This is a genomic window from Pseudoalteromonas sp. TB64, assembly GCF_000498095.1.
Classification (GTDB): domain Bacteria; phylum Pseudomonadota; class Gammaproteobacteria; order Enterobacterales; family Alteromonadaceae; genus Pseudoalteromonas.
This window is the reverse complement of sequence record NZ_AUTQ01000228.1, coordinates 13,846-28,236: the sequence shown is the minus strand read 5'-3', so window position 1 is coordinate 28,236 and position 14,391 is coordinate 13,846. Positions and strand designations below refer to the sequence as shown.

Annotated in this window: 16 protein-coding genes; 9 read left to right on the top strand and 7 right to left on the bottom strand. The window is 38.4% G+C overall.

Translation table 11 applies throughout. The annotated features are described in order from the left end of the window. The first annotated feature begins 83 nt into the window (after positions 1 to 83). Positions 84 to 314: a DNA gyrase inhibitor YacG gene (yacG, locus tag L647_RS0119165; protein WP_024612465.1), complete on the top strand. Its 231-nt coding sequence runs from the start codon at positions 84 to 86 to the stop codon at positions 312 to 314. A gap of 62 nt (positions 315 to 376) precedes the next feature. Here yacG and L647_RS0119160 read toward each other — a convergent pair whose 3' ends face one another. Next, on the bottom strand, positions 377 to 865 hold the full coding sequence (locus L647_RS0119160) for a Spy/CpxP family protein refolding chaperone (protein ID WP_024612464.1): 489 nt from the start codon (positions 863 to 865) through the stop codon (positions 377 to 379). A gap of 211 nt (positions 866 to 1,076) precedes the next feature. Between L647_RS0119160 and L647_RS0119155 the strand changes: the two genes are divergently transcribed. Genes L647_RS0119155 through L647_RS0119145 form a run of 3 tightly spaced genes read left to right on the top strand, consistent with a single transcriptional unit; the run spans position 1,077 to position 4,110 of the window. After that, positions 1,077 to 1,766 (top strand): response regulator, encoded by a 690-nt coding sequence (locus L647_RS0119155; RefSeq protein ID WP_024612463.1) that lies wholly within the window; start codon positions 1,077 to 1,079, stop codon positions 1,764 to 1,766. Beyond that, on the top strand, positions 1,744 to 3,159 hold the full coding sequence (locus L647_RS0119150) for an ATP-binding protein (RefSeq protein ID WP_024612462.1): 1,416 nt from the start codon (positions 1,744 to 1,746) through the stop codon (positions 3,157 to 3,159). The genes L647_RS0119155 and L647_RS0119150 overlap by 23 nt, the downstream gene beginning before the upstream one ends. A 3-nt stretch (positions 3,160 to 3,162) precedes the next feature. Beyond that, positions 3,163 to 4,110, top strand: coding sequence for an alpha/beta fold hydrolase (locus tag L647_RS0119145; protein WP_024612461.1), 948 nt, complete (start codon positions 3,163 to 3,165; stop codon positions 4,108 to 4,110). Positions 4,111 to 4,237: 127 nt separating this feature from the next. On the opposite strand, the gene L647_RS0119140 is transcribed toward L647_RS0119145, so the two are convergent. Further along, positions 4,238 to 5,080, bottom strand: coding sequence for a cation diffusion facilitator family transporter (locus L647_RS0119140; RefSeq protein WP_076917067.1), 843 nt, complete (start codon positions 5,078 to 5,080; stop codon positions 4,238 to 4,240). A 159-nt stretch (positions 5,081 to 5,239) separates the two neighbouring features. On the opposite strand from L647_RS0119140, the gene trmL reads away from it, so the two are divergent. Beyond that, the gene (gene trmL / locus L647_RS0119135; RefSeq protein WP_024612459.1) at positions 5,240 to 5,704 is read left to right on the top strand and encodes a tRNA (uridine(34)/cytosine(34)/5-carboxymethylaminomethyluridine(34)-2'-O)-methyltransferase TrmL; all 465 of its coding nucleotides are present in this window, start codon (positions 5,240 to 5,242) and stop codon (positions 5,702 to 5,704) included. A 70-nt stretch (positions 5,705 to 5,774) separates the two neighbouring features. Here the strand turns inward: trmL and gpsA are convergent, their stop codons facing one another. The 4 genes from gpsA to L647_RS0119115 are packed head-to-tail and all read right to left on the bottom strand — an operon-like array spanning position 5,775 to position 8,027. Further along, entirely contained in the window at positions 5,775 to 6,782 is a 1,008-nt protein-coding gene (gene gpsA / locus L647_RS0119130) for an NAD(P)H-dependent glycerol-3-phosphate dehydrogenase (RefSeq protein WP_024612458.1), read from the bottom strand. A 3-nt stretch (positions 6,783 to 6,785) separates the two neighbouring features. Then, the gene (secB, locus tag L647_RS0119125; protein WP_024612457.1) at positions 6,786 to 7,271 is read right to left on the bottom strand and encodes a protein-export chaperone SecB; all 486 of its coding nucleotides are present in this window, start codon (positions 7,269 to 7,271) and stop codon (positions 6,786 to 6,788) included. Positions 7,272 to 7,305: 34 nt separating this feature from the next. Continuing rightward, entirely contained in the window at positions 7,306 to 7,563 is a 258-nt protein-coding gene (gene grxC, locus L647_RS0119120) for a glutaredoxin 3 (RefSeq protein ID WP_024612456.1), read from the bottom strand. Positions 7,564 to 7,595: 32 nt separating this feature from the next. Continuing rightward, positions 7,596 to 8,027 carry a rhodanese-like domain-containing protein gene (locus L647_RS0119115; RefSeq protein WP_024612455.1) on the bottom strand — a complete coding sequence of 144 codons (432 nt, stop codon included), beginning with the start codon at positions 8,025 to 8,027 and terminating at the stop codon, positions 7,596 to 7,598. A 272-nt stretch (positions 8,028 to 8,299) separates the two neighbouring features. Here L647_RS0119115 and gpmM point away from each other — a divergent pair, with 272 nt between their 5' ends. The 4 genes from gpmM (at position 8,300) to L647_RS0119095 (ending at position 13,130) form a co-directional block, all read left to right on the top strand. Further along, positions 8,300 to 9,844, top strand: a complete 1,545-nt coding sequence (gpmM, locus tag L647_RS0119110) for a 2,3-bisphosphoglycerate-independent phosphoglycerate mutase (RefSeq protein ID WP_024612454.1) — start codon at positions 8,300 to 8,302, stop codon at positions 9,842 to 9,844. A gap of 3 nt (positions 9,845 to 9,847) precedes the next feature. Beyond that, a complete protein-coding gene (locus L647_RS0119105; protein ID WP_024612453.1) occupies positions 9,848 to 10,987 on the top strand; it encodes a peptidoglycan DD-metalloendopeptidase family protein in 1,140 nt (379 codons plus the stop codon). Between the two features lie 34 nt (positions 10,988 to 11,021). Next, positions 11,022 to 12,281 carry a S41 family peptidase gene (locus L647_RS0119100; protein WP_024612452.1) on the top strand — a complete coding sequence of 420 codons (1,260 nt, stop codon included), beginning with the start codon at positions 11,022 to 11,024 and terminating at the stop codon, positions 12,279 to 12,281. A 99-nt stretch (positions 12,282 to 12,380) separates the two neighbouring features. Next, positions 12,381 to 13,130: a divergent polysaccharide deacetylase family protein gene (locus L647_RS0119095; protein ID WP_024612451.1), complete on the top strand. Its 750-nt coding sequence runs from the start codon at positions 12,381 to 12,383 to the stop codon at positions 13,128 to 13,130. Positions 13,131 to 13,317: 187 nt separating this feature from the next. Here L647_RS0119095 and rpoH read toward each other — a convergent pair whose 3' ends face one another. After that, positions 13,318 to 14,181, bottom strand: a complete 864-nt coding sequence (gene rpoH / locus L647_RS0119090; RefSeq protein WP_008173051.1) for an RNA polymerase sigma factor RpoH — start codon at positions 14,179 to 14,181, stop codon at positions 13,318 to 13,320. Between the last annotated feature and the right edge of the window lie 210 nt (positions 14,182 to 14,391).

Sequence of the window (14,391 nt, the reverse complement as noted above, 5' to 3'; positions counted from 1 at the left end):
TGAGTAAGTTATATCTAATGGTTTGAGTTAGTGGCTTGAACTTAAATAATGTAAACTGCACAAAAAATTGTGGAGAGTAAATTATGCCTACTATTGTTAACTGCCCAACATGTAAAAATAAAGTTGAATGGTCAGAACAAAGCCCATACCGCCCTTTTTGTTCTAAGCGTTGCCAGCTTATTGATTTAGGTGAATGGTCGTTTGAAAACAACAGAATTTCTGCACCAATTACATCTGCTGATGAATTCAGCCAAGATATGATTGAAGATATTGAAGCCATGATGGCTAAAAATGAAGATGATTTTTTTAAATAAAATAAACACACATGAGAAAGCCAGCATATAGCTGGCTTTTTAATATTTACGAAAAAGTATAATTAACTTTTTTGTTTACTGTGTTTTTTACCCATACGCTTTTGCATTTTTTCAAACTTTTCGCGTTGTTCTGCATTTAGAACTTGCCATACTTGGTGTTGAGTTTTTAATTTAATTAAACCCATTTCTTCACCTTTTTCGTGGCGTTGTGTTAATAATTCTTTTGCTGCATTTTCGTCAAACGTAGCAGCCGATAATAATGCATCCATTTTAGCTTTATTAGCTGTGCGCTGTGCTTTACGCGCTTCTTTATCGGTGCCTCTTAACGCTTGCATTTGCGTTTTTTGCGCTTCAAAAATAGCCTTTAATTTAGTTTGCTGCTCATCTGTTAGCTCAAGTTTGTCAGCACCGCGCTCAGAAAGTAAAAAGCGTGCTGGTGAATTACCTTGTCTATGCCCGTCGCCTTTAGCCATTACGCTACTAGCACCAAGTGTTGCTGTTGCTAGGCCAAAAACAAGTACTAATTTTGAAAGTGTATTTAATTTAGTCATAATCGTTACCTTACTATTGGTTGTACTATTAATTGCATTATTGATTGGGCTATTAATAAAACGAGGTTGGTTGTAAGTCCTCAATCAGCTGAGTTAACTATACCTTCTTCAATGCAAAGTAACGCAAAGCAGTGTAAAGGTTGTGTAAAGATTCACTTTTGCACTATTTAGGGCGTAAAATAACGCTATAAACAACTCTAAGGGTTTGTAAATGAAACTATTAATGATTGATGACGATACGGGTCTTTGTGAACTATTAAGCGAATACTTAACCGCTCAAGGCTTTGAAATACAAAGTGTACACGACGGTGAGCAAGGCTTAAAGTTAGCGCAAACTAATGACTATGCACTTATATTACTTGATGTAATGCTACCTACCCTTGATGGCTTTGAAGTACTTAAACAACTTAGGCAAACAAAGTTAACCCCAGTAATTATGCTTACTGCAAAGGGTGAAGACTTTGACCGTATTTTTGGTTTAGAGCTAGGCGCAGACGACTACATACCTAAACCATTTAATCACCGAGAATTACTTGCACGCGTTAAAGCAATTACACGACGCATAGAACATATTAATAGCCTCAATGTCACCACAAGTAGCAAACTACTGGTTAACGGTATAACGGTTAATTTAGCCTCGCGAGAAGCCGCTATTGATAATAATGTGCTCACACTAACCGGCACTGAATATGAAATACTTGCCTTACTTTGTAAAAGTGCGGGCGAGGTGGTCAGTAAAGAGTTAATTAGTGAAGAAGTGCTTGGTCGTCGTTTAGCATCATTTGACCGATCTATTGATATGCATGTTAGTAATATCCGTAAAAAAATAGCTGAGCACATATCAACTGAACGAATTAAAACAATGCGAGGCACTGGCTATGTATTCATCCAAGGCGAATAAGCCCACTTTGTTTTCTTGGCTTAAGCATCCTAACCACTATTTATTTTTTAAAATATTTATATGGTTTTGGTTGACTATAATAGGCACTGTTGCAGCGTTGGTATTTTTAAGTAATATTACAGCGATTAATGCAGTAACCAATGAGCCATTACATGGACCAATGGAAAAAAACTTAATTTATACCGCTAAAAATATAGAGCGCTCGGTAATAAAACATAAGCGTACACTTAACGATATGCTATCTCACCCTCGCCTTTCAAAGCGCAAATTGCTGTATTTAAGTGCTGAACAATCAGAGGACTCTTTAACCAATAAAGAAGTCCCAATTGATGTCGATTTAAGCTTACTTAATTTTACAAAAAATATGTCGCCGCAAATTATTTTTACAGAAAAATACCAAGCATTTGGTCCAATTAAAATAACAGTGCCAAAGGGCGACTTTTATCTATACGAAATAGATATGAACCACCAACAACCTCTTTTCATTCGTTTAAAGTTAATGCCTGGCTGGATGAAAGTATCTATCGCTATTTTTGCCTCCCTTATTTTAAGTTTTTTATTTAGTCGCAATTTAATTGCACCTATAAATAGCTTAAAAAAAGCCGCTGTTAAACTCTCTAGCGGAGATTTAAGCGCAAGGGCTGCTATTTCTATAAATCGAAAAGATGAGTTAGGTGTATTAGGTCGCGACTTTAACAGCATGGCTAATCAATTGGAGCTGTTAATTAGCTCTCAAAAACGTTTACTTGCCGATATATCTCACGAATTACGCTCCCCCCTTACGCGTTTAAAAATGGCAACGGGGCTTGCACAAATGCAAGCAAACGAAGCAAGCCAATCGTATTTACTACGCATTGAAAAAGAAGCTAATCAGCTTGATAAAATGATTGCCGATGTATTACAAGTTTCACGCTTAGAAGCAAAAAGTCAGGCGCTTTCATTACATACGCAATCTCTGCAAATTATTGTTGAACATGTGCTTAACGATGCACAATTTGAAGCCAAACAAAATAATAAGCAACTGCAGATAAGTGGTAGTGCAGAGGTAAATATTGACTGCGATGAAACCCTTATAGCCAGCGCACTTGAAAATTTATTACGCAATGCAATAAAATACGCCAAAAACACCATCAGCATTAGCCTAAAGCACAGTGACGCTATATATATAGAAATTTGTGATGATGGTCCGGGTGTACCTAATGACCAGCTTAACAAGCTATGTGAGCCGTTTTTTAGACAATCTGATGCGAGAGATCGTGTTAGTGGTGGCACAGGCTTAGGTTTAGCTATCGCTAAAAATGCGATTACCGCACATGGCGGAAATTTAGTGTTATCAAATAAAAAGCAAGGTGGCCTTTGTGCTAATATTACGTTGCCAATAATAAAAGAGTAAACCATGTTTTATAGTAGTGAGAGCGAACTTAAAAGTAATCAATCGGCCATTAACAGCTTTTATGATAATACGCTGATTAAGTCTTATTTAAGTACGCCTTGCGGGCAACTTTTTTACGCTTATGCTAAGCCAAATAATGCGCATACGGCTATTGTAATTAGTTCCGGACGCATTGAAGGGCTCGATAAATACAAAGAGCTATTGTGGGAGCTTTATAATAATAACTTTGCTGTATTTATAGTCGATCATCAAGGGCAAGGTCGCTCTTATCGTCATTTAAAAAATAAGCATAAAGGTTATGTAAAATGCTTTAAAAATTACAGCCTCGATTTTGATTTATTTAATGCAAAAATTGTGGACACTTATTGGCAAGGCAAAAAGGTATTAGTTAGCCACTCAATGGGGGGCGCTATTGCATTTGATTACTTAGCACATTTTGAGCATAGCTATAGTGGCGCTTTTTTATCGGCTCCAATGCTCGACATTTACACAAAAGGCACACCTAAGCCGTTAGCTAAATTAGTTGCAAGTAGCGCAAATTTACTAGGTTTTCAGTACAGTTATGCACTTGGGCAAACAGATTATAGCCCAATTGATTTTGCGTTTAATGTTTTAACAAGTAGTCAAATACGTTACGATTTATTTAGGCAAACTTACCAAAAAGATTCAATGTTGCAGCTAGGCGGAGTTACCTATGGTTGGTTACATACCGCTTTTTCGTTTATATCCTCAATAGATAGATTAGCCGTTAATATTCCACTTTATATTGCCAGCGCACAAAATGACGAAGTAGTCGATAATAACGCACAATATACACTAGCAAAAAGGCACAAAAATACAGTAATCGAGAGCTTTGCTGGCGCTAAACACGAACTATTTTTTGAACGTGACGAAATACGCCAACCGTTATTAACTAGCTTGTATACATTTTGTGAGTCAGTTACGGCTTAACAAGCAACTTGCTCTTTTGATATAAATTTATCTCAAGCAGCTATTCTCAACACTAATTCCCTTGAATTTACTTGCTAGAGAAAAGTAAGTTTAAATCGCATTATGGTTCAATGTATTCACAAACTGCTTAATCAGAGGTCAGGTTAAGCACCGATAATGGGTCTAGGTGAATTAATATATCAACCTCAGATTCAAACTCTTTTGCGATTAATGCTTCAACTTCGTCAGCAATATTGTGCGCACGAATAAGCGTTAAGTTGTCATCTAGCTCTAAGTGCATTTGAATAAATTTTACTTTCCCGCCTTGGCGTGTGCGAATGTCATGCACGCCATGTACATCGCTATGCGCTTTAGCTATGTCAAAAATGCTTTGCTTTTCATCATCAGGAAGTTCTTTATCCATTAAGTGATCGGCGCTATCGCGGGCTATATCCCAACTGTTATAAATTAAGTAACCTGCAACGCCAATAGCAAAAATAGGATCGGCATACAACACGCCATAATAAGCTAGCAAAATGGCAAGTAGTACTGCTGTATTTAAAATTAAATCGCCTTTGTAATGTACCGAATCTGCTTTTATTGCTATTGAATCGGTGTATTTAACTACTTTATTTTGTACATAAACAATAACAAGCGTACAAGCAATTGCAAAAATACTCACCCAAACACCCAATAAAGAGTGGCTAAGTACAACAGGGTTGAATAAACGTTCAATACCATGAAATGCCAGTAAACAAGCCGAGCCTGCAATAAACGCTGCTTGCCCTAGTCCAGCTAAGGCCTCTGCTTTACCATGACCAAATCGGTGATCATCATCAGCAGGACGCAGTGCATAACCTAATACCAATAAGCTCATTGCCGTGGCTGTAATATCCATTAATGAATCGGTTAACGAGCCAAGCATTGAAGCCGACCCCGATGCAAGCCATGCCCATGCTTTTGCTGCAATCATTAAACTTACCATTACCATGGTAACAATACTGGAAGTTTTAACCCAAAATTCGTAACTGCGGTTATGCACGTTTTTATCCGCTAATAAGAGTATTCAATGGCTTGAGTATATCATTTTTTTGAAGGGTTTCGTGTATACTGAAAGCCGTTAAACTACAGATTATTTAAAAGGCTTATTATGCTGGATATTGTTTTATACCAACCTGAAATACCTCCTAACACGGGTAATATTATTCGCCTATGTGCAAATACTGGCTACGCATTACATTTAATTGAGCCATTAGGTTTTGAGTGGGACGATAAACGCGTAAAACGTGCAGGTCTTGATTACCATGAGTTTAGCCATGTGCAACGCCATGCTTCATTTGAAGATTATCTTGAAAAGTGCAAACCAAAAAAAATATATGCATGTACGACTAAAGGTAGCCAATTTCATCATGAAGCAAGTTACGAAGCTGGTGATTGTTTAGTATTTGGACCTGAAACACGCGGTCTTCCTGATGAGATGATTCAAGCTTTGCCAAATGAGCAACGTGTCCGCATTCCTATGCAAGCAAATAGCCGTAGTATGAATCTATCTAACGCGGTAGCTGTATTTGTTTACGAATCGTGGCGTCAGCTAGGTTTTCCTAACGCACAGTAAATAGCTTTGAGCTAAACAACAAAAAACCGACATAATTGTCGGTTTTTTAGTTTTATAAATACTTATAAATTTATTCAGAACGTTGCTCTCGGCCCAATAGCGCCATTGCAGCTTCTTTCATATCTTTATTTTCATAAAGCACTTTATAAATTTGCTCAGTGATCGGCATTTCTACACCGGTACGTTGCGCTAATAAATATACTTCTTTGGTGTTCCTAAAGCCTTCAACTACTTGACCAATTGACTCAATGGCAGCATCTACGCTTTCACCTTTACCTAACGCTAAACCAAATCGACGATTACGAGACTGATTATCAGTGCAAGTGAGTATTAAGTCCCCCAGCCCTGCCATTCCCATAAAGGTTTCTGGTTTTGCGCCCAGTGCACAACCTAATCGTGTAAGTTCAGCAAGCCCACGTGTAATAAGTGCTGTACGTGCATTTGCGCCAAAACCTACACCATCCGAAATACCTGCGCCAATTGCAATTACATTTTTAACGGCGCCACCAAGTTGTATGCCAATAAAATCATCATTGTTATACACACGAAATGAACGTCCACAATGAAGTAAATCAGCTAACTGCTGAGCAAACTCAGTAGAAGTAGAAGATACCGAAATAGCCGTAGGTGAACCCATCGCCATTTCTTTTGCAAAGGTTGGACCCGAAAGTACCGCTAATGGAATGTCACCGCCAAGTTCTTGCAAAGCAACTTCTTGCAGTAAACGACCAGTATTTGGTTCAAGCCCTTTAGTTGCCCATGCTAACTTTGCACCCTTTTGTAACGCTGGTTTTATTTGCTTAAGCGTATCGCCAAAGGCATGGCTTGGCACAACAACAAGAACAATAGGACTACTGGCAATAGCACGTTGTAAATCGGCTTCTAAAGATAGAGTATCTGGGAATGGAGCATCAGGTAAGTAACGTTGATTTTTCCGCTCAGCTGCAAGCGTGGCAACGTCGTCGCTATTTCTACCCCAAAGAGTCACATTATGACCATTTCGGGCTAAACAAATAGCAAGGGCGGTGCCATAAGACCCCGCCCCTAATACAGTAACAGCTGTCGTTGCTGTACTCATAAATTACGCGTCTGCTGTAACCTGGTCAGCTGGCGCAGTACGTTGTTGCATGTACTGTGCAAACAATGCGTCAAAATTTACTGGCGCAAGGTTAAGCTGTGGGAAAGTACCACGGTTAACTAGGTTTGATACTGCTTCACGTGCATATGGGAATAACACGTTAGGACAAAATGCACCGAGCATATGCGCTAGTTGTGCTTCTTCAACATCAGCAATAGTAAAAATACCCGCTTGTTGAATTTCACATAAAAACGCAGTTTCTTCACCAAGAGAAGCAGTAACAGTTAGTGCTAAAACAACTTCAAATACACCTTCGTCTAACTTGTTAGAGCGAGTGTCTAAGTCTAACTTAACTTCTGGTGTCCATTCTTTTTGAAAAATAGCCGGTGAATTTGGCGTTTCAAACGACACATCTTTAGTGTAAATACGTTGAATAGTAAATTGTGCGCCGCTTTCTTGGGCTGCTACGTTTTGGTTTTCTTCGTTCATTGTTATTCCTAACTTGTTCGTTATTATAATTAAATTAAGCGCTTAGCTTAGCGTCAAGTTTACCTTGTGTTTCAATAGCCATCATGTCGTCGCAGCCACCGATATGTTCATCATTAATAAAAATTTGCGGTACTGTGCTTGCGCCGCCTGCTTTAGCAATCATTTCATCGCGTAGCTCAGGCTGAACACCAATATCTATATTTGTATATTCTACGCCTTTGCTATTTAAAAGCGAAAGTGCGCGCTGACAAAATGGACAATACGCTTTGGTGTATAAAACAACATTACTCATAATAAATCCTCTATCGGTCTAGCTAAAAATGATTAGCGACCTGTTGTAGTTGGTAAGCTGGCAGATTGCCATGCACCCATGCCACCGGCTAACAAGTAAACACGTTCAAAACCGGCTTTACTCATAGCAGCTGCAGTACCTTGGGCAGTCATACCTGTAGTACATACTATTATAATGGGTTTAGTCTTGTACTTTTCAAGGCTTGAAAAGTCAGATTGTTTAGCTTTTTCTGGAACTAAGTGTTCTGCACCCGAAATATGCCCAACTTTAAACTCTTTTTGTGCACGTATATCTATTACCTGACCATCATCGCGGTTAATAAGTAACGTAAGTTGCTGAGGGTTTATTTGGCGAACGGCTGAAAGCTTACTTTTTATCCAGCCACTAACGATAAGAAATACAATACCAACCCAAGCAAGGCTTAAAATTGGATGATTGGTGATAAATTCAATATATTGATCCATTCGACTTCCACTATAAATTACATCCTAAAACGCTATGTTTTAGATATTTTAGACTTGAACCACGCAAGTATACCCAAACCAACTTAAAATGCGAGTTTAGGGACTGTTTAAAAGTACATAAAACGCCCCATATATAAGTTATACAGCGTGCATTAACGACTTTACTTTATATCGCACAATGAAAAATTTTAATATGCTGTTTTGATTGCTGATCCTAGCTACAAAACACGGTATGCTAAAGCGAGACAGGTGCCAATTATTCAGGAGCTACTATGACAGAACATAAAAAACCACTGGTATTAATGATTTTAGACGGTTGGGGATACCGCGAAGATGAGCAAAGTAACGCAATTCTTGCAGCAAACACGCCGGTATTAGACGATTTATGGGCTACACGCCCTCATACATTAATTTCAGCCTCAGGTTTTGATGTTGGTCTTCCTGATGGTCAAATGGGCAACTCAGAAGTTGGCCATGTAAATTTAGGCGCAGGACGTGTTGTTTATCAAGATTTTACTCGCATTACTAAAGCAATTAACGATGGCGAATTTGATTCAACACCTGCACTTGTAGAAAATATAGATAAAGCCGTTAAAGCAGGTAAAGCTGTACATATTATGGGACTACTGAGCCCAGGCGGTGTGCACAGTCACGAAGATCATATTGTGGCAAGCATTGAACTTGCTGCAAAACGTGGTGCAAAAGAAGTGTACTTTCATGGCTTTTTAGACGGTCGCGATACACCTCCTCGCAGCGCTAAAGAGTCAATTGAGCGCATTGAAGCGTTATTTGCAAAACTCAAATGTGGTCGATTAGCCTCATTAGTTGGTCGTTATTATGCAATGGACAGAGATAATCGTTGGAACCGCGTAGAAAAAGCCTACAACGTAATTGCATTAGCCGAAGGCGACTTTAATTATGACAATGGCGTAACAGCTCTTGAAGCAGCTTATGAGCGCGACGAAAACGACGAGTTTGTAGCCGCAACAACTATTGCACCTAAAGGCGCTAAATCAGCCGCTATAAATGATGGCGATACACTTATATTTGCTAACTTTAGAGCCGACAGAGCCCGAGAAATCACACGTGCTTTTGTTGAACCAAGCTTTGATGGATTTACTAAAAAAAGTACGCCTAAGCTGAGCGCATTTGTAATGATGACAGAATATGCTGCCGATATTGATGCACCAGTAGCATTTGGGTCTACGCCTTTAGTTAATGTACTTGGCGAGTGGTTTGAAAAACATGGCAAAACACAGTTACGTATTTCAGAAACCGAAAAGTACGCACATGTTACGTTTTTCTTTAGTGGTGGACGAGAAGATGAGTTTAAAGGCGAAACGCGCGAGCTAATTCCTTCACCTCAAGTAGCAACGTATGACTTACAACCTGAAATGAACTCAGAAATGCTAACCGATAAGCTAATAGCAGCAATTAAAAGCGGTAAATACGACGCCATTATTTGTAACTATCCTAATGGCGATATGGTTGGTCATTCTGGTGTATTTGAAGCAGCAGTTAAAGCATGTGAAGCTGTAGATAGTTGCATTGGTCGAGTTGTTGATGCGCTTACAGAATTTGGTGGTGAGGCATTAATAACAGCCGATCATGGTAACGCAGAGCAAATGGCAAACCTTAAAACAGGTCAAGCGCACACTGCACATACTAGCGAACCAGTTCCGTTTATTTATGTAGGTCGCGATGCAACAGCATCAACAGGTAAAGCATTAAGTGATGTTGCACCAACTATGCTTCACTTAATGGGTATGGAACAACCAAGTGAAATGACAGGCAAACCTATCATGACGTTGAAATAACACATGAATAGACGTATTAACCGGTTAATTAAGTGCGGATTAATACTCACTTCATTAGCGGCTGCTCCTGCAGTCGCTAACGAAGATCGTACTAAAAAAGACTTATCAGAAGTTCAAAATGCACTTGAGCAAAGCCGAGCAGAATATGATGCACAACGTAAAAAAATAGCTAAATTACAAAAAAGCCTCAAAAGTCACGAACTCGATATAGCTAAAAACGCCAAAGCTTTAAACATGGCAGAGCAATCAGTTAAAGAAACCCAACAACAACAAAAACAGCAGCAGCAAAAAGCTGAACAACTTGATGAAAAGCATAATGAATTTCAACGCATTTTAGCCGCGCAAATAAAAAGCGCGTATATGGCTGGTGGCGATGACTACTCTAAAATGATGCTGAACCAAGAAGACACGGCTAAATTTGAACGAACACTTAGCTACTACAATTATTTAAATAAAGCGCGAATAGAACAAATTGAAGAATTAAAAGAACTTCAGCAGCAAATAGTACAAAACCAAATTGAACTTGCTAAAACAGAGCAAAAGTTAGTTGCCTTACATGATGAACAAAAAAGACGACAAACAGCGTTAGTTAGTGCGCAAAAAGACCGACAAACTAATTTTAAAAACTTAAAAGCACAGATTAACGGCACCAAAAGTTCGATTAACTATTTAAAAGAAAACCAACAAACCTTAATTACCACCATCGAAGAACTCGAAAAAGAAAAAACACAAAAAATAGAATTACTCGGGCTAAATAAAAGTAAAGGCAAACTAAACTGGCCAAGTAAAGGTAAATTAGAGCATACGTTTGGTCAGCGCAAACATGGTGGCATTGATTGGAAAGGCGTATTAATCGGCGCAAAAGAAGGTGCAAATATTAACAGTGTGCAAAATGGACAAGTTGTATTTGCTGATTGGTTAAAAGGTTATGGTTGGGTAATAGTTGTAGATCATGGTGAAGGTTTTATGAGTCTATACGGTCATGCTCAAACACTTCTAAAAGATGTGGGCGATATGGTACGTGAAGGCGAAACTCTTGCTTTAGTTGGGCAAAGCGGCGGACAAGCCAGTTCTGGTCTATACTTTGAAATACGCCATAAGGGACGTGCAGTAAATCCTGTAAAATGGTGCAGACGAATTTAATTAAATTAACCGCTGCGCCGCACTGGAGCAGCTAATGAATAATAAAACCACTACCCCACACACTTTAAAAAATACAAACACAGGCTTAGCACTAAACCTGTGTTTGCTTATCTTAATAACCCTCTTGGTACTGTCGAACAACGTATTTGCAAGTTCAGTAAAAGAATTAAAAAACAAAAAAATCAATGAGATTTTATTTAATATTCAAGCTTATTATGTAGAAGATTTGGCACTCAAAAACAGTGAGAATATAGAATATGACAACCAACAATTTGAGCTTTTATACGCAAAACTCGATCCCTACTCTAAGTATTTAAATGAGCAAGAACTCACCGCGTTATTTGATAATACGAATGGACGCTATACCGGTTTAGGAATTGAAGTTAAAAATATTGAAGGAAAAATGACTATCGTAGATGTTGTTAATAACTCACCCGCTAAAAATGCAGGCGTTTTACCTAACGATATTATTATAAGTGTAAACAAGCAAACTATTGAAAGTCTTACAATTGATCAAGTAGCAGCTTTAATAAGAGATAGTGAATTTGCAAGTATAAACCTAACTGTGCAACGAAATAAAAATAATATTTCTTTTAATGTGACTCGAACTGAAATAAACCTAGAAAGCGCTACAAGCCAACTTTTAGACTCCGGTACCGGTTATTTGGCAATTAATGCTTTTTCTAATCACACATTACATGAAGTGGCTATGCAGGTTGCTGCAATGCAAAGTAACTATGGTCACTCACTTAAAGGGCTTGTTATTGACTTGCGCGATAATCCAGGAGGGACATTGCAAAGTGCAGTAGCAGTATCTGATTTGTTCTTACAAAGCGGCACTATTGTTACAACCAAAGGACGCTTTTATGACGCTAATCAAGCTTTTTACGCTAAGCGTGGAGATATTTTAAAAGGAGCGCCAATCGTGGTGCTTATCAACGAAAATTCAGCCTCTGCCGCCGAAATTTTAGCTGCGGCTTTAAAAGATAATAAACGCGCTAAAATTGTAGGAAGCCAATCGTTTGGCAAAGGGTCAGTACAAACACTCATTCCATTAGCTGACGGGAATACAGCAATAAAACTCACTACCGCTAAGTACTTTACACCATCGGGAGCATCAATAGATGGCATAGGTATAACGCCCGACGTGGCGATTAATCAAACAACTCTTTCACAAAGCAATAAAGCCGTTATAATAAAAAATGAACAAGCTAATGGTACTCAGCAATTACACTTTGATAATTTAGCCGATCTACAATTAGTTAAAGCAAAACAATTACTCAGTATGCAATAAACAAGCTTTATTTAGAGCTATGTACTGACACTAAAAAAGATAATAATAATTATAAACGTGAAAACTATACCGGTGAAAAACATAAATATAAGAATAATAATGTCGTTTTTATTCGTTGTTTGCTTTGCATCTACTGCTGTTAAAGCTAAACAAATAGCGATAGTGATTGATGATATAGGCTATCACCAACGAGATTTAGAGTTTCTCTCCTTACCTGGGCAATTGACGTATTCAATTTTGCCTCATACCCCTTATTCACAAATTTTTGCAACACTCGCCAGTCAATCAAATAAAGAATTATTATTGCACATACCTATGCAGGCATTAAATGGCAAAGAGCTAGGTCCGGGTGGGCTCACATTAAATATGAATAAAAAACAGCTTCAACAAACACTTGGTACAGCTCTCGCTAGTTTGCCTCAAGTAAAGGGAGTTAATAACCATATGGGCTCTGCACTTACACAGCAAAGCCAAGCAATGAAATGGACAATGGAAGTATTGAAAAAGCGCCATTTATATTTTTTAGATAGTAGAACAACAGGTTTGAGCCAAGCTCAAAATGCTGCTAATTTTTTAGGTGTTGCCAATATTAGTCGCCAGGTTTTTTTAGATAATATAACTACAACAGAGCAATTACAGTTAAGACTTAACGAGCTAAAAAAACAAGCCACCGATCACAGTTTTGCCATTGCGATTGCCCATCCCTACCCTGAAACTATTGAATTTCTACGCCATGCATTGCCTAAACTAACAGAACAAGGTTTTGAATTAGTACCAGTGTCGCAATTGGTTGAGCGAAAGTATATTCAGTTAGCACAATCTGAGGGAAAGGCGGGAAATGCTAGATAAGTCATAACGCTTAACTCAAAACAAAAAGCACTTAAAGCGGTGTTAATTGAATACTTAAATATTGGCATTTAAACTTATGATATTTATTACTACTTAGCATCTGCTATTTTTTGTTTTTATAAGGCTTAAAAGCAAAAAGCCCCGCATTTTCATGCAGGGATTTTTAAATTTTTCGCTTAGAGCTGTATTAGCTCATAGCGCTTTGTAGCTTTTTCATCGCTGTTTTTTCTAATTGGCGAACACGTTCAGCAGATACACTGTACTTTTGCGCAAGCTCTTGAAGTGTTGCCTTGTCATCAGACAACCAACGAGCACTAACAATATCTTGCGAACGTTCGTCTAGTGTTTTAAGTGCACTAAACAAACGAGTATGTGCTTGCTCTTTCCATTGTTGTTGCTCAACGTCGTCAGCTAAATCGGCTGCACCATCTGTTAAATACTGTACTGGTGAGTACGTGCTTGTTGGCGCATTATCATCATCGTCACCAGTTAAGTCAAAGCCCATGTCTTGGCCGCTCATACGCGACTCCATTTCACGAACTTCTTTTTCACTTACACCTAGCTCGCTAGCTACAGTGCTAACCTCTGATTGGTTAAACCAACCTAAACGTTTTTTATTTTTACGAAGATTAAAAAACAATTTACGTTGTGCTTTAGTTGTCGCAACTTTAACTATGCGCCAGTTTTTAAGCACAAACTCATGAATCTCTGCTTTAATCCAATGCACTGCAAACGATACTAAACGAACACCCACTGTTGGGTCGAAACGTTTAACCGCTTTCATCAGGCCTATATTGCCTTCTTGGATTAAGTCTGCTTGTGGTAAACCGTATCCCGAGTAGCTTTTAGCAATATGTGCTACAAAGCGTAAATGCGACATAATGAGTTGCTTGGCAGCACTAAGATCGCCTTCGTCTTGAAGCCTTTTAGCAAGTTCTTGCTCTTGTTCAACTTTAAGCATAGGGATAGTGCTTACCGCTTGAAGGTAACCGTCCATGCTTGCGCTTTGTTGTCCGACTGTAAGTGCCATTGCGTATAAATCTTTACTCATTTTTCACCTCGGTGATAAACATTTGAAACTATCTTAGCACTCTTTCTCTAAGAGTGCTAACCCCAATTTAAAACTTTTTTGAAGTATAAATCAAGGAGTTTTTTAGTATGTATTTAGTCTACTATAAGCGACTGAATAAGTGATGAATTAAGGGATTGCAGGAGGTTAACCTCAGCGTATCACCTTATTTACAACTCATTACTTTACGGG